15 protein-coding genes are annotated in these 15,041 nt (G+C 67.3%); 13 read left to right on the plus strand and 2 right to left on the minus strand.

Going from position 1 to position 15,041, the window contains the following annotated elements:
- Window positions 1-88 precede the first annotated feature (88 nt).
- The 3 genes from AC50X9_RS14765 (at window position 89) to AC50X9_RS14775 (ending at window position 2,498) form a co-directional block, all read left to right on the plus strand.
- Entirely contained in the window at window positions 89-541 is a 453-nt protein-coding gene (locus AC50X9_RS14765) for a DUF5956 family protein (RefSeq protein WP_494894503.1), read from the plus strand.
- A 710-nt stretch (window positions 542-1,251) separates the two neighbouring features.
- Complete coding sequence (gene dapB, locus AC50X9_RS14770) at window positions 1,252-2,010, plus strand: 4-hydroxy-tetrahydrodipicolinate reductase (protein WP_494894504.1); 759 nt, start codon at window positions 1,252-1,254, stop codon at window positions 2,008-2,010.
- Between the two features lie 5 nt (window positions 2,011-2,015).
- A complete protein-coding gene (locus tag AC50X9_RS14775; protein WP_494894505.1) occupies window positions 2,016-2,498 on the plus strand; it encodes a hypothetical protein in 483 nt (160 codons plus the stop codon).
- A 22-nt stretch (window positions 2,499-2,520) separates the two neighbouring features.
- Here the strand turns inward: AC50X9_RS14775 and AC50X9_RS14780 are convergent, their stop codons facing one another.
- A complete protein-coding gene (locus AC50X9_RS14780; protein ID WP_494894506.1) occupies window positions 2,521-3,771 on the minus strand; it encodes a heparan-alpha-glucosaminide N-acetyltransferase domain-containing protein in 1,251 nt (416 codons plus the stop codon).
- Window positions 3,772-3,886: 115 nt separating this feature from the next.
- Here AC50X9_RS14780 and AC50X9_RS14785 point away from each other — a divergent pair, with 115 nt between their 5' ends.
- The 8 genes from AC50X9_RS14785 to AC50X9_RS14820 all read left to right on the plus strand — a co-directional run bounded on the left by AC50X9_RS14785 (window position 3,887) and on the right by AC50X9_RS14820 (window position 12,859).
- Window positions 3,887-4,276, plus strand: coding sequence for a hypothetical protein (locus AC50X9_RS14785; RefSeq protein WP_494894507.1), 390 nt, complete (start codon window positions 3,887-3,889; stop codon window positions 4,274-4,276).
- 49 nt (window positions 4,277-4,325) lie between these two features.
- Complete coding sequence (locus tag AC50X9_RS14790; protein ID WP_494894508.1) at window positions 4,326-5,240, plus strand: carbon-nitrogen hydrolase family protein; 915 nt, start codon at window positions 4,326-4,328, stop codon at window positions 5,238-5,240.
- A 78-nt stretch (window positions 5,241-5,318) separates the two neighbouring features.
- Window positions 5,319-6,227, plus strand: coding sequence for a 4-hydroxy-tetrahydrodipicolinate synthase (dapA, locus tag AC50X9_RS14795; RefSeq protein ID WP_494894509.1), 909 nt, complete (start codon window positions 5,319-5,321; stop codon window positions 6,225-6,227).
- A gap of 60 nt (window positions 6,228-6,287) precedes the next feature.
- Window positions 6,288-7,979 carry a ribonuclease J gene (locus AC50X9_RS14800; RefSeq protein WP_494894510.1) on the plus strand — a complete coding sequence of 564 codons (1,692 nt, stop codon included), beginning with the start codon at window positions 6,288-6,290 and terminating at the stop codon, window positions 7,977-7,979.
- A 160-nt stretch (window positions 7,980-8,139) separates the two neighbouring features.
- Window positions 8,140-11,106: an FtsK/SpoIIIE family DNA translocase gene (locus AC50X9_RS14805; RefSeq protein ID WP_494894511.1), complete on the plus strand. Its 2,967-nt coding sequence runs from the start codon at window positions 8,140-8,142 to the stop codon at window positions 11,104-11,106.
- Window positions 11,107-11,115: 9 nt separating this feature from the next.
- A complete protein-coding gene (gene pgsA, locus AC50X9_RS14810; RefSeq protein ID WP_494894512.1) occupies window positions 11,116-11,757 on the plus strand; it encodes a CDP-diacylglycerol--glycerol-3-phosphate 3-phosphatidyltransferase in 642 nt (213 codons plus the stop codon).
- A complete protein-coding gene (locus tag AC50X9_RS14815) occupies window positions 11,754-12,266 on the plus strand; it encodes a CinA family protein (RefSeq protein WP_494894513.1) in 513 nt (170 codons plus the stop codon). The genes pgsA and AC50X9_RS14815 overlap by 4 nt, the downstream gene beginning before the upstream one ends.
- 140 nt (window positions 12,267-12,406) lie before the next feature.
- On the plus strand, window positions 12,407-12,859 hold the full coding sequence (locus tag AC50X9_RS14820; RefSeq protein ID WP_024366758.1) for a helix-turn-helix domain-containing protein: 453 nt from the start codon (window positions 12,407-12,409) through the stop codon (window positions 12,857-12,859).
- Window positions 12,860-12,951: 92 nt separating this feature from the next.
- On the opposite strand, the gene AC50X9_RS14825 is transcribed toward AC50X9_RS14820, so the two are convergent.
- Window positions 12,952-13,461, minus strand: coding sequence for a MarR family winged helix-turn-helix transcriptional regulator (locus AC50X9_RS14825; RefSeq protein WP_494894514.1), 510 nt, complete (start codon window positions 13,459-13,461; stop codon window positions 12,952-12,954).
- Between the two features lie 44 nt (window positions 13,462-13,505).
- On the opposite strand from AC50X9_RS14825, the gene AC50X9_RS14830 reads away from it, so the two are divergent.
- Window positions 13,506-13,724, plus strand: a complete 219-nt coding sequence (locus AC50X9_RS14830; RefSeq protein ID WP_494894515.1) for a DUF3046 domain-containing protein — start codon at window positions 13,506-13,508, stop codon at window positions 13,722-13,724.
- 230 nt (window positions 13,725-13,954) lie between these two features.
- Window positions 13,955-15,007 (plus strand): recombinase RecA, encoded by a 1,053-nt coding sequence (gene recA / locus AC50X9_RS14835; protein WP_307458471.1) that lies wholly within the window; start codon window positions 13,955-13,957, stop codon window positions 15,005-15,007.
- Window positions 15,008-15,041 lie beyond the last annotated feature (34 nt).

Consider the following 15,041-nt stretch of genomic DNA (forward strand, 5'->3'; position numbering starts at 1 on the left):
CGAGAGGCTGCCCTGTAAAACGCCCCGTAGAGGGTTCCACCATCGGAACCCAGGGCTTCCCAGCTTCGATTAGTGAAAGATGATGAGCATGACACATGACCCGTGGGCGTGCACTGAATTGTCGGAAGCTCCTCAGGATTGGATACTTGCCACCGAGAACGGCTGGGGCGCCCTGGTCCTCTGGGCTGCCGGTCCTGGCAACTTTGCGCGGGTACGCCCAGCAGCGCGCGACCGTTTCGGTTCGATCGTCCGTCGACTACCAGGGGGCGGAGAACAAAGACAGCCGTTCCTGCTGACTGAAGCCGACCTGTCATCCATCTACGACGACATTGATGTCTACCTGGCCGAGGCGGACATCCCGCCAAGACCCCGCGGATTCGATTGGTACATCCGTCGCCCATCCAATTGCGACCTGGACGACGAGACGTTCTGGGGTGTCGTTTGGGCAGCCACGACCGAGAGACTTCCTCACGATGGACTGCGTCCGTCGACGATGGCACGTCGCGCGATGGAGGCCATGGCTAGCTTCTACCGCGATTGAGCCTCCCTCAGCCATCCCGGTCGAGAAATTCGTCCCGCTTAGGGTTCCCTCACCGTGACCCCTGAATGGTGCCAATCTGTCGCGCTGCCAGCAGTCCAGTGGGCAACAACCCTGATGAGGTGCGACAACGATCTGGACGACGTCTTCGCAGAGAACCCTTCTTGGATCGTTCGAATAAGGCACCCGCCAGCCGACGCCATATCGGTGTTGAAGATCCGTGTAGAACTCCACTCCAGTCAGCAGATGCGTGGCAGTGCGCCTGAACCAGGACTGGGCTGACGGGTTGATTGCGCGGTCGTAGACTGATCTGTCCACTGTCGAGGGGTCCGCGTATGCGGCGTCGGAGTGATCGTTCGCGCTGCGCCAGGATGCCCAGTCCTCGGCGCTGAGTCTCCCGTCCTTGGCCGAGCCGTTGGCGAGAGCGAAGATGCCTGGGTGGAGTCCGCGGCCGTTGGTCCTGCTTGCCTCATAGCGCACAAACTTGTGTTCCATGCAGCTCAGCCAATCAAGGTTCCCCTTACGGACATACAGTGGCCGTGCAGGCGACTTTGGACATTCCGTGCAGACGACTTCGGAAAATGACACCGGGAAGCTCCCGACGCGTGGAGGCATTGTCCCGCCGGGCAGCTCCGGGGGATAGCCGGTGAGGGCCCTGTCATGCGGGGCCACTGGTTCAGGCGCGCGGCTGCCCCGACGGTAGGGTTGATGGCATGACCGAACAACTCGCAGTCGCCGTGCTGGGCGCGAACGGGCGCATGGGCGCCGAGGCGGTAAAGGCCGTTGAGGCCGCCGCAGACCTGAAACTTGTCGCCGCGCTGGGCCGGAACGATTCCCTGGACGCCCTCGTTGGCGCCGGAGCCCGGATCGTGGTTGATCTGACGGTCCCCGAGAGCACCGAAGCGAACGTCCGCTTCGCCGTCGAGCACGGCATGCACGCCGTCGTCGGCACGACCGGCTGGGACGCGGAACGGCTGGGCCGGCTGCAGGAGCTCCTCGCCGGCCGGTCCGGCGTCGGGGTCCTGATCGCGCCGAATTTCGCGCTCGGATCCGTCCTCGCCTCCGCTTTCGCCGCCAAGGCCGCGCGCTACTTCGAATCGGTCGAAATCGTCGAACTTCACCACCCGGAAAAGGTGGATGCCCCGTCCGGAACCGCCGTGCGCACCGCGCAGTTGGTCTCCGCCGAGCGCAAAGCCGCGGGCCTGCCCGCCAGCCCCGACGCCACCACGAGTGAGCTTCCAGGCGCACGCGGCTGTGACGTCGGCGGCGTCCGCGTCCACAGCGTCAGGCTCCGCGGCCTGGTGGCGCACCAGGAAGTCCTGCTGGGCGGACCGGGGGAGCAGCTGACCATCCGGCACGACTCCTTCGACCGGGGCTCGTTTATGCCCGGGGTGCTGCTGGGCGTGCGCAACATCGCGTCCCGCCCGGGCCTCACCGTGGGCCTGGACGGCTACCTGGACCTGGGGCTCTGAGCGCCGTGGCTAACGTCCTGACTGCCTTCAAAGCCAACCGCACCAAGATCTGGGTCGGCGCCGTCACGCTGCTGCTGGTCTTCTATCTGGTGGTGTCGTTCCAGCGCTCGGTGCTGCTGATGATGGACGCCAATCCCGTGGCCAAAGCCATCGGCGTCGCGTATTTGCTGCTGCCCGCGGTCGGCGCCTGGGCCCTCGTCCGCGAGCTGCTGTTCGGCGCCCGGACCGAGCGGCTGGCGCGAATCCTCGAAGCCGAAGGCGGCCTGCCGGAAGACAATCTGCCGCGCACCCCCGCCGGCCGCATCATCCGCGAGGCTGCGGACCGTGAATTCGAGAAGTACCGTGCCGAGACGGAAGCCGCACCGGAGGACTGGCGCTCCTGGTTCCGCCTCAGCTGTGCCTACGACGCCGCGGGCGACCGAAAGCGGGCGCGCGGCTCGATGCGCGACGCCGTCCGGCTCTACCGGACGGGATCGCGCGACTCCTGAGGCGACCTCAGCAGACTCGTGCTCAGCTGAGGTGCCCTCGGCTGATGCGGGCAGGCCGGTAGCGGCCGAGTTGGTTAGCGGCGTGCCCCAGCAACTCCAGCGGCCCCCGCCAAGCCAGCGCCGCGACCATGGCTCCCAAGACCAGGATCGTCACGGCCTGCACCCAGTAGACGCCCTCCACCGTCCACCCGGACGGCAACGGCTGGCCGTACAGCGAAGCCATCACGCACAAGTGGACCGTGTAGAAGCTGAGCGTCATGGCACCGGCGCCGCGCAGCGGCAGCAGCAGGTCCCGCCCGGTCCGCTGGACCAGCCGGCCCAGCAGCAGGCAGCCACCGACGACGGCGGCCGCCACCCCCGAGGTGTGCAGCAGATCCAGCGTGCTGCCCGAATGCGGGGCGCTGGTGGCGAGCCACCAGGCGGAGCCGGTCTGGTCGATGCCGGCCAGATTGACCTGCAGGAGGCTCTCCAGGGGATACGACGGATTGAGCAGGGACGCCTGCAGCGCCGCCCGGCCGCCCAGGTCCTCCATCAGCACCACGCTGAGCCATTTGGCCAGCACCGCGACCACGGTGCCCACGGCCAGCAGCAGGACCGGGACGCCCGCCTTCGTGAGGGCCAGCCGGCCGATCGCGAGCCCGATCAGCAGGTATGCGATCCACTGAAAAACGGGGTAGTAACCGGTCAGGAACAGATCCCCGAGCAGCACGCCGGGGGTCGACAGGTCCTCCCACTTCGGATTGTGGCCCAGCTGCAGGGTGGGTTCGGCGGCGAGCAGCCAGGGCCGCAGCAGGAATGCCAGTGCCGGGGTTACCAGCACCCAGCCGATGGCCAGGACCAGCAGCCGTTTGATGTCCAGACCGAGGAACGGCACCACGCACAGGAACAGCACGGCGTAGTGGACCAGGATGATGGCGATGTTCACTTCCAGCCCGCCGATGGAGAGCCCGACGGCGCCCACCACCAGGGCCCGGAGGGCGATTCCCCGCCGGGCCGCCCATAGCTGTGGTCCCTGGAGTGGCTGCTGTTTGCCGGTTGAGAGTGCGAGCCCGATCCCGGCAAGCACAGCGAACAGGGCCGAGGCGCGTCCGGAAAACACCAGCCCCACCCAGGTGGGGGTGAGCTGGGCATCGGACTCGAAGGTGGGGAAGATATGGGTCGCCATCATGCCCAGGAGCGCCAGGCCGCGGGCGGCATCGATGCCGGACAGTCGTGCCCCGGCCGCCTTGCCACCGGCGGTCCGGGAGGGGGAGGCGGTTCCGCGCGGCGTCATCTTTCGATCGTCTCATGACCGGCACTGGTGAATCCGGGCCAACGGCCGTTTCGGGCATGTTCACAGCAGCTGCACAGGCCTTGTGTTCGAATATATGTTCGAATACCATGGCGGGATGAACAATCCATCAGATCCCAGTATTCGGTTGGACGCCGCCCGGCGGGACACGGCGCGGCCGGAGATCCTTCGCCAGGACGCAGTGCCCGGCGTGCTGAAGGCCATGAGTCCCGGCGTTGTGGACTTCCTGTTCCGGCAGCTCGTTGCCGGCGAACCGGCGGAGGACGTCCAGTGGCAGCAGGAGGGTGCCGCCCTTTCGACACAGCCTCCCGGCGCCGAACTTGCCCGCCGGCTCGCCGAGACCGACCTGGAGGCACTCACGCCCGGCGAGCTGTTCCACTACGTGCGGGCAGCCCAGCGGCTTGCGGCGTGGGCCGAGGGGATCCGGGAGGCGGCCGTCGGCCGCTACTGCGCCACACCTGCCAGGAGGGCTGCCCCGCCCGGATGAGTTCCAGTAGGTCTGCCCCGCTTGGGTGAGCCGTGCCTAGGATGGCAGGGTGACCACCGCACTGACGCTGTCCGCCATCCAGTACACGGCCCTTGACGGCGGCCCCACCGCCAATGTCCCGGAACACATCCGCCTGATCGAAGACGCGGAGAGCCACGGAGCCCGGCTGGTCATCTTCCCCGAGCTGTCCCTCACCGGTTATGGGCGGGGGAGGCTGGCGGATCCGGCGAGCTGGGTGACCGCCGCCGACGTCCGTCTGGACGGCCTGCGCGAAATCTGCCGGCGGACCGGAATCACCGCGGTCGTCGGTGCCCCGGTCAGGGAAGTGGACGGCTCACCGCGCCTGGCCACGCTCGCCCTCCACCCCAACGGCGGGCTCGATACCGGATTCAGGGCGTGGCACCACGGCCAGGAGCCGCAGTTCCTCAGCGCCGGTGGCCGGCCGGTCATGCTCGACCTCGACGGCTGGAGGATCGCCGTGGGCGGTTGCCCGGACATCAGTTGCACGGGCATCGGCTTCCGGAGCGCAGCTGGCCCGGACAAGGGCGGCCCGGCCGCAGTCCGCCTGGCCACCGACAGCCCGGCCCGGGCCCGCAGGGCGGCAGACGCTGGCGCTGACATCTATGCTGTCCCGGCGCTCTGCACGGCCGTCGCGGACCACTGGCCGGCCGCCCACCCGGGCATGCACCCCGCCGTGCACCCGGCCGCGCACCTCGGCGCACTGGCCAGGGACAACCGGATGTTCAGCCTGCTGGCCAACCTCGGTGGGACCACGGACCTTGGGCCCTCGGCGGGTGGCAGCGGTGTCTGGGGCCCGGACGGGCTGGTGCTCCGGCAGGCCGCCGGAACGGGCACCGAGGTGCTCACTGTGACCCTGCAATGCGGCGTTTTGGACCGCCGCGACCAGGAACGCGCGGCCCCGGAATCACCCGGACGCGGTGTCCCTCCGGCCGGCCCCGGCTGAGATCCCGGGGGCGGGTTTGATCTTCATCACGTCGCCGTCATTGTTCGATCATGCCGGGGACAGGGTAACGTTTTTCATATGGCTGACTCTGTTACTCGCTCTTATACGTTCGGAACCCTTGTGACCGCCATGGTCACGCCTTTCACATCCGACGGTGAGGTCGACTACCAGCAGAACGCCGAACTGGCCAACAAGCTCGTCGACGACGGCAACGATGCCCTCGTGATTTCCGGTACCACGGGGGAGACCTCCACGCTGGAAGACGACGAGAAGGAAAAGCTCTTCCGGGTGATCGTGGAGGCCGTGGGGGACCGCGCCAAGGTCATCGCCGGGACTGGAACCAACCACACCTCGCACTCGATCGAAATGGCCAAGCGTGCCGCCAAAGCCGGCGCGCACGGCCAGCTGATCGTCACCCCGTACTACAACAAGCCCAGCCAGGCCGGCATCCAGGCCCACATTGAGGCCGTCGCCGACGCCGCGGATCTGCCCGTTATGGTCTACGACATTCCGGGCCGGTCCTGTGTGCCGATCCTGCCCGAAACCATGATCCGGCTGGCGGACCACCCGAACATCGTTGCGCTCAAGGACGCCAAGGCCGACTTCGCCGCCGTCACCCGCGTCCTCGCCAACACCGACCTCGACGTCTACTCGGGCGACGACGGCCTGACCCTGCCGTGGATGTCAGCCGGCGCCGTCGGGCTGGTCAGCGTCGCCGCCCACGTCGCGACACCACGATTCCGCGCGCTGATTGATGCCGCACTTGCGGGCGACTTCGCCACCGCCCGCTCCATACATTTCGAACTGGACCCCGTGGTCCGTGCAGTGATGACCCACATTCAGGGTGCTGTTGCTGCGAAGCAAGTTCTTAAGTGGCAGGGAGTCCTGCCCAACTCGGTTGTCCGTTTGCCCCTCGTGGAGCCGGACCAGGCCGAGATCGAAACCATCCGCGAGGACTTGGCGGAAGCCGGAATGGTCTTTTCCTGATCAGGCGTTCTTTCTGATGAGAAAAGACCAGGCCGGTACCTGCCTGGAAAGTAGTGCATTATGACCCAGACCGCCCTTCCCGGCCTTGTCACGCCGCCGAAACTGCTCAAGGACACCCTGCGGATCGTTCCGCTTGGTGGACTGGGGGAGATCGGCCGCAACATGACCGTTTTCGAAATCGACGGCAAGCTGCTCATCGTCGACTGCGGCGTCCTCTTCCCCGAGGAAACCCAGCCCGGCGTGGACCTGATCCTGCCCGATTTCTCCTACATCCAGAACCGCCTCGATGACATCGTCGCCGTCGTATTGACCCACGGCCACGAGGATCACATCGGCGCCGTTCCGTACCTGCTGCGGCTGCGCGCCGACATCCCCCTGATCGGCTCCCGGCTGACGCTGGCCCTCATCGAGGCGAAGCTGCTGGAACACCGGATCAAGCCGGTCACCCAGACCGTCACCGAGGGACAGGTGCAGAAGTTCGGCCCGTTCGAGTGCGAATTCGTGGCCGTCAACCACTCCATCCCCGACGCCCTCGCCGTGTTCCTCCGCACCGCCGGCGGCTCCGTGCTGCACACCGGCGACTTCAAGATGGACCAGCTGCCCCTGGACGGCAGGATCACCGACCTCCGCCACTTCGCCAAGCTGGGCGAAGAAGGTGTGGACCTGTTCATGTCGGACTCCACGAACGCCGACGTGCCGGGCTTCACCACCGCGGAGAAGGAAATCGGCCCCACCCTGGACCGGCTCTTCGGCCAGGCCTCCAAGCGCCTGATCGTCGCGTCCTTCTCCTCGCACGTGCACCGCGTCCAGCAGGTCCTCGACGCCGCCGCCAACCACAACCGCAAGGTTGCCTTCGTCGGCCGCTCGATGGTCCGCAACATGGCCATCGCCGAGAAGCTCGGCTACCTCGACGTGCCCCCGGGCATCCTGGTCGACATCAAGAACATCGACAACCTCCCGGACAACCGCGTGGTGCTGATGTCCACCGGTTCCCAGGGCGAGCCGATGGCGGCCCTGTCCCGGATGGCCAACGGCGACCACCGCGTCGTCGTCGGCCAGGGTGACACCGTTATCCTCGCCTCCAGCCTGATCCCGGGCAACGAGAACGCCGTGTTCCGCATCATCAACGGCCTGCTCAAGCTCGGCGCCGACGTCATCCACAAGGGCAACGCCAAGGTGCACGTCTCCGGCCACGCCGCCGCCGGCGAGCTGCTGTACTGCTACAACATCCTCGAGCCGCTCAACGCGATGCCGGTGCACGGTGAAACCCGCCACCTGATCGCCAACGGCAAAATCGCCCTGGACTCCGGGGTCCCCGAGGAAAGCATCCTGCTCGCCGACAACGGCACCGTCATCGACCTCCGCGACCACCAGGCCGACATCGTCGGCCAGGTCGAAGTCGGCTTCGTCTACGTCGACGGCTCCAGCGTTGGCGAAGTCACCGAAGCCGACCTGAAGGACCGCCAGACGCTCGGCGATGAAGGCTTCATCTCCATCATCACCGTGATCCACCGCGCCACCGGCAAGGTCGTCTCCGGCCCGGAGATCCACGCCCGCGGCGTGGCCGAGGACGACTCCGTCTTCGACGAGATCATCCCCAAGATCAATGCCGCGCTGGAGGAAGCCGTGCTCAACCGCTCGGACCACACCACGCACCAGCTCCAGCAGGTTGTCCGCCGTGTCGTCGGCACCTGGGTCAACCGCAAGCTGCGCCGCAAGCCCCTGATCATCCCGGTGGTCCTGGAGGCCTAAGCGCGCCTTTCCCCACCACGACGGCCTTCCCGGCCTGCCGCAGGCTCTCGCGTGCGGCGGACCGGGAGGGCCGTTTTTGCGTCCCCCGGCGGGCAACATGATCCCCGTGGAGGCCCGGAAATCCGCGGTTTTCGGCCCGGCGTCGGGTACCGTTGCCGGTATGGCGACACGTACTTCCTCCGCGCCTAGAGGAAACCCCAGCGGTAAATCAGGCAGCCCTTCGGCCCGGGGCTCCGGCCCGGCTGCGTCCAAAACCAGCAGGCCCTCCGGAACAACCGGCACCGCGCGCACCCGCCAGCTGGCCGCCGTCGAACCCAAACAGCCCTGGCTGGTCCGGGTTGTCGCCGGCGCCTGGCTGGGCGTCGCCCACGTCGTCGGGGCGGGAATCCGCCGGATCGGCTCCGACGTCAGCGACCTCGCCCCCGAGGACCGCCGCGACGGCGCAGCCCTGTTCAACCTCGCGCTCGGAGTCTTCGTCGCCACCTTCGCCTGGTGGGGCTTCCAGGGCTGGTTCCCGGACGCGGTCTACGGAATCGTCAACGGCACCTTCGGCTGGATGTCGCTGCTGCTGCCGCTGATGCTGTTTGTCTGCGCGTTCCGGCTGTTCCGCCAGCCCGACGACGGCCGCGGCAACAACCGGATCGGGATCGGCTTCATGATCATGACCTTCGCCGGCTCCGGCCTGGCCCACGTCATTGGCGGGGAACCGACCGTCGCCGATGGATTTGACGGCCTGCGCCACGCCGGCGGCATGCTCGGCTACCTGGCCGCGGCCCCGCTGGCCGCCCTCCACAGCGCCGTCCCGGTCGTGGTGTACAGCCTGCTCGCCTTCACCTCGCTGCTGATCGTGACCGCCACCCCGTTCGGCGCCATCCCGGGCCGGCTGCGCGGCGCCTACGAGCACCTGATGGGCATCGACCTGCAGGACGACGACGGCGACGGCCACGACCGCAGCTACCTCGACGAACGCAGCGCCCCGGCCCCGGAGAAGAAAAAGCGCCGCCGCCTCTTCGGCAAGGACTCCAACGAGGACGCCGGACTCGACGGCTACGTCGGTGACGAGGCCTTCGAACGGGCCCTGATCGCCGACGAGGAAGCAGAAGCCGCCCGGGCCGCCGGGGGCGCCAAAACCGGCGCCAAGTCCGTCGCGCCCGGCGTGCGCCGTCCCACCCAGGCCGAGCTGGCCGTCGAAAAGATCAAGGCAGCCCAGGGCCTGGGCAGCACTGCGGGCAGTGCCGGCGCGTCGGCGGGGGAGAACGCCACCGAGGCGATCCCGCTCGTCACCCCGGGCATGATCGCCGCAGGCTCGCTGAACGCGGCCCCGCCGGCACCCGGCGCCGCAGCCGTGGCCGCCGCCGCGAAGGTCCCCTCCAATCCCGTGGCCGCGGCACCGCTGCCCACCCCGATTCCGCAGCGCACCGAACAGCTGTCCCTGGCCGGCGACGTGACGTACACGCTGCCGCCGTCGGACGTCCTGACCCCGGGATCCATCCCCAAGGAACGCACCGAAGCCAACGACGCGATTGTCGCCTCGCTGACCGAGACCCTGAACCAGTTCAACGTCGAGGCACAGGTCACCGGCTTCAGCCGCGGCCCCACCGTGACCCGCTACGAGATCGAACTCTCCCCGGGCACCAAGGTGGAACGCGTCACCGCGCTGTCCAAGAACATCTCCTACGCCGTCGCCAGCTCGGACGTGCGCATCCTCAGCCCGATCCCCGGCCGGTCCGCGATTGGCATCGAGATCCCCAACACGGACCGCGAGACCGTGTCGCTGGGCGATGTGCTGCGCAGCCAGAACGCCCGGCGGACGGAGCACCCCATGGTGATCGGCGTCGGCAAGGACGTCGAGGGCGGCTACGTCGTCGCGAACCTCGCCAAAATGCCGCACCTTCTCGTGGCGGGCGCCACCGGTGCCGGCAAGTCGGCCTTCGTGAACGCCATGATCACGTCCATCCTGATGCGCGCCACGCCCGACGAGGTCCGGATGGTCATGGTGGACCCAAAGCGGGTGGAACTCACCGCTTATGAAGGCGTCCCGCACCTCATCACGCCGATCATCACCAACCCCAAGAAGGCGGCCGAGGCCCTGCAGTGGGTGGTCCGCGAAATGGACGCCCGCTACGACGACCTCGCCAACTACGGCTTCAAGCACATCGACGATTTCAACAAGGCCGTCCGCGCGGGCAAGGTCATCCCGCCCGAGGGTTCCAAGCGGGTCATCCGGCCCTACCCGTACCTGCTGGTGATCGTCGATGAACTCGCGGACCTGATGATGGTCGCCCCGCGCGACGTCGAAGACTCGATCGTGCGGATCACCCAGCTCGCCCGTGCGGCCGGTATCCACCTCGTGCTCGCCACCCAGCGGCCCTCCGTCGACGTCGTCACCGGCTTGATCAAGGCCAACGTGCCCTCGAGGATGGCGTTCGCCACCTCCTCGGTCACCGACTCCCGCGTCGTCCTGGACCAGCCCGGTGCCGAGAAGCTGATCGGCCAGGGCGATGCACTGTTCCTGCCGATGGGCGCCTCCAAGGCCATGCGTGTGCAGGGTGCCTGGGTCACCGAATCCGAAATCCACCGGGTGGTCGAGCACGTCAAGGGCCAGCTCAAGGCTGTGTACCGCGACGACGTCGCCCCCGAGGCGCCGAAGAAGCAGATCGACGACGACATCGGCGACGACCTCGAGGTGCTGCTGCAGGCCACCGAGCTTGTGGTCACGACCCAGTTCGGTTCCACCTCGATGCTGCAGCGCAAGCTGCGCGTCGGCTTCGCGAAGGCCGGACGGCTGATGGACCTGCTCGAATCCCGCGGCGTGGTGGGCCCCTCCGAGGGCTCCAAGGCCCGCGACGTGCTGGTCAAACCGGATGACCTCGCAACCGTCCTCGCCGCCATGAAGGGTATGGAGGTGCCCGCCATCGCTGATTCCCAGACCGCAGCGCTGAGCGATAACGCCAACGCCAACATCGCCCAGGGCGGTTACGCGGAGGATCTCGTCGCCTCCGATCTGGACCGGCGGGCGCAGAACACCGAGTATTACGATGGCGCTGACGCCGACGGCGGCTCCGGCGGCGGCCGGGGCGAGGACGACGAGGGCTCCGAGGACGCCTGGTCGCTCACCGGACGGTAGCCTAGGAAGGTGACTAGCGCCGAAGCAAATAAGGCCGGATCCGCTCCCCGGATCTGGAACCTGCCCAACATCCTGACGATGGTGCGGATAGTGATGGTGCCGTTCTTCGTCTGGTTCCTCCTGCTCGACGCACCCGGCCTGACCGCCGAAAACGGGCTCTGGCGGTGGATCGCCGCAGCGACCTTCGCGGTCGCCATCTACACGGACAAGCTCGACGGCGACATCGCCCGCAGCCGCGGCCTGATCACCGACTTCGGCAAGATCGCGGACCCGATCGCGGACAAGCTGCTGATCGGCTCCGCCCTCGTGATGCTCTCGCTGCTGCAGGAGCTGCCCTGGTGGGTCACCGTCCTGATCCTGCTCCGCGAATGGGGCGTCACCGCCCTGCGCTTCTTCGTCATCCGCTACGGCGTGATCCCGGCCTCCCGCGGCGGGAAACTCAAGACCGTCACCCAGACGGTGGCCATCTTTCTGTACCTCCTGCCGCTGGCCGCGATCGCGCCGTGGCTCGGCATCGTCGCCTTCGCCGTGATGATGGTGGCCCTTGCGATCACGGTCTGGACCGGCGGCGAATACGTCATCGAGGCCCTCAAGCTGCGCGCCAGCGGCATCCGGGCACGGGAACAGCAGAACCAGGAGGGCAAGCCATGACCAATTCCCACCACCCGATCAACCTGCATCACCTGGCCGAAGAAGCCGTCACCGGGGCGATCGGCCGCGGCCTGACCGTCGCCACGGCCGAATCCCTCACCGCCGGCATGGTCGCCGCCGTGCTGGCCGATTCCCCCGGCGCGTCCGGGATGCTGCAGGGCGGTGTGGTCTCCTACCAGAACACCGTCAAGGCTGATGTGCTGGGCGTGCCCCGGGAACTGCTGGACAGCGTCGGAGCCGTCGACGGGCGCGTCGCCGAGGCTATGGCAGAGGGCGCCCGCAGGCTCTGCGGCGCCGACATCGGCGTCTCCACCACGGGCGTGGCCGGGCCCGAGCCGCACGCCGGAAAGGACGTAGGCTCCGTCTACATCGGCGTCGCCACCGCGGAGGGGTCGGCGTCGTACGCGTACAGCTTCGAGGGCAACCGGCCGGAAATCCGGGGCCAGGCCTGCGCCGCGGCGCTGGAGCGCCTGCTGGAAGCTCTGGCGCCGTCAGGCTACCGGGCGTAAAGTTGCCGGGAACAAAACTTGATTCCTAATAGTTGTTACATTGTGTCGCTTCCGAATAAGGGAGGCGCCTAGGATGAAAGCATCATCAGTGTCCGCCGTCACCGGCGGGCTCGACCTAAAGAGGGAGCAAGGCGATACAGATGGTAAAGCAGCCCGTATCCGTTAACGGCGTTGTCCGCTGGAAGGATGTGGGCCTCGCCGATCAGGCCAAGAGCGAACAGAAGGAGCGCAAGATGGTTGTACTTCGTCACGAAATCGGTGATGTGCTGCGCGATGTTCGCCAACGCCAGGGCCGTACCCTCCGCGAAGTCTCGCACAGTGCCCGCGTTTCCCTGGGCTACCTGAGTGAAGTGGAACGCGGCCAGAAGGAAGCCTCCTCGGAGCTGCTCTCCTCGATCTGCTCGGCCCTCGATGTTCCGCTCTCCATCATGCTCCGCGAGGTGAGCGACCGCGTCGCCGTCGCCGAGGGTGTTGCTGTTCCGGACACCGTCCCGCAGGAGTTTGCGCAGCGCTACGGCCGTGACCTGGACCGTGAGCTCAACTCCGACCTTAACGACGAGTTGGCCAAGGGCCTTCTTTCCGGGGCGCGCTAGCCCCGACACCCACTACTCGACAAAGGACCCCGGCGGTGTGCCGGGGTCCTTTGCGTGCCCGGACGAACCGCCGTCCCGGGGAAACGTCCGCGCTACTCCGGTTCGTCGCGGGGAAAGCCGTCCCGCTCGTAGGTGGCGTTGAGTTTGGCGATGTAGCGGGACAGGGTCTGCAGGTCCTCCGGCGGCCACTCGCCCAGCCGTTCGCGGAACACCTGGCGCCGGGCGTCCTGCACCTCGTGCATTTTCGCCTCGCCCGTGGGGGTCAGGCGGATCATCTGCGCGCGTCCGTCGAGCGGATCGGCCTCCTTGGACACCAGGCCGAGGCGTTCCAGGAAGGCGATCTGCCGGCTCACCGAGGGTTTCCCGACCCCGACGCTGGAGGCAAGCTCGGTCAGCCGCATGGAGCCCTGCTTGCGGATCACCGAAAGCAGGCCGTAGGCGGCCGGTTCCATGTCCGGGTGGACCTGACGGGAGAGTCGGTGGGAGATGGAGCGGGCGCGGCGCCAGAGCAGGCTCAATTGGTGTTCGACGGCGGCCAGCGCGGCGTCGGAAGAATCGTCAGTGCCGCCGGGGATGCCAGGGCCAACGGCGGAGTTGCTCATGGCAACCATTCTAGAGTCCTCCCGTGCCGTGAGAGACTCGACGGGTGCGAATCAGTGACTTTTGGCGCCTAATGGACGACGAATTCGGGGCCGGCTACTCCAGGGTCCTCAGCAGCACCCTGGTCCTGGCCGGAGTCGGCGGGCGGACCGCCGACCAGGCCCTGGGCGCCGGTGTACCGCCCCGGCAGGTGTGGCTGGCGATGTGCGAGGTCCAGGACGTCCCGCCGGAGCGGCGGCTGGGCCGCGACGTCAAACCGCGCTGACCCGGGCCGAACTCCGCGGCGCGGCTGACACGCCGCAGCGATTGTTCGAATATCTGTTCGGGTAGGACTATGCTTTTTTCAGAGTGTTTTCCACATATGCGGGGCCGGCAGGCAACTCTGTCGGTGGGTGCCAGTAGCTTCAGTAATGAACTGATCACCAACCTGATCACGAACACTAAACACAGGGCCGGAACGGCCCTTCCACAGCGAAAGTTACAGAGGTGTGAACCATGGCCGCAGCCCCGGATCGCCAGAAAGCGCTCGACGCAGCGCTTGCCCAGATTGACAAGCAGTTCGGCAAGGGCTCCGTCATGCGCCTTGGCGACGAAGTCCGGGCGCCCATCGAGGTTATTCCGACCGGTTCCATCGCCCTGGACATTGCCTTGGGAATTGGCGGCCTGCCCCGCGGCCGGGTTGTGGAAATCTACGGTCCGGAATCCTCCGGTAAGACCACGGTGGCCCTGCACGCGGTCGCCAGTGCCCAGCGCCTGGGCGGCATCGCTGCCTTCATCGACGCCGAGCACGCCCTCGACCCGGAATACGCCGCCAGGCTCGGCGTCGACACGGATGCCCTCCTGGTCTCCCAGCCCGACACCGGCGAGCAGGCCCTGGAAATCATGGACATGCTGATTGGCTCCGGCTCCCTCGACGTCATCGTTATCGACTCCGTTGCCGCCCTGGTTCCCCGCGCGGAAATCGAGGGCGACATGGGCGACAGCCACGTCGGCCTGCAGGCCCGCCTGATGAGCCAGGCCCTCCGTAAGATCACCGGCCGCCTGAGCCAGACGAAGACCACGGCAATCTTCATCAACCAGCTGCGCGAGAAGATCGGTGTCTTCTTCGGCTCCCCGGAAACCACCACCGGTGGTAAGGCCCTGAAGTTCTACGCCTCGATCCGCATCGACGTCCGCCGGATCCAGACCCTCAAGGAGGGCGCGGACTCCGTCGGCAACCGCACCAAGGCCAAAATCGTCAAGAACAAGATGGCACCGCCCTTCAAGATCGCCGAGTTCGACATCATTTACGGCCAGGGCATCTCCCGCGAGGGCGGCATCATCGACATGGGTGTCGAGCACGGCATCATCAAGAAGTCCGGCTCCTGGTTTACCTACGACGGTGACCAGCTGGGCCAGGGCATGGAGAACTCCCGCCGCTTCCTGCGCGACAACCCGGAACTGGCAGCCGAGCTGGAGCGCCTTATCAAGGAAAAGCTCGGCGTCGGCGTGAAGGCCCCGGCCGAGACCGAAGCGGAACCGAAGCTGAAGGCCGTTGACGGGTTCTAATGGCCGACGGCGCCAAGGGGCAGGGTTTCCGGCC

It is taken from the genome of Pseudarthrobacter sp. HLT1-3 (assembly GCF_059383535.1).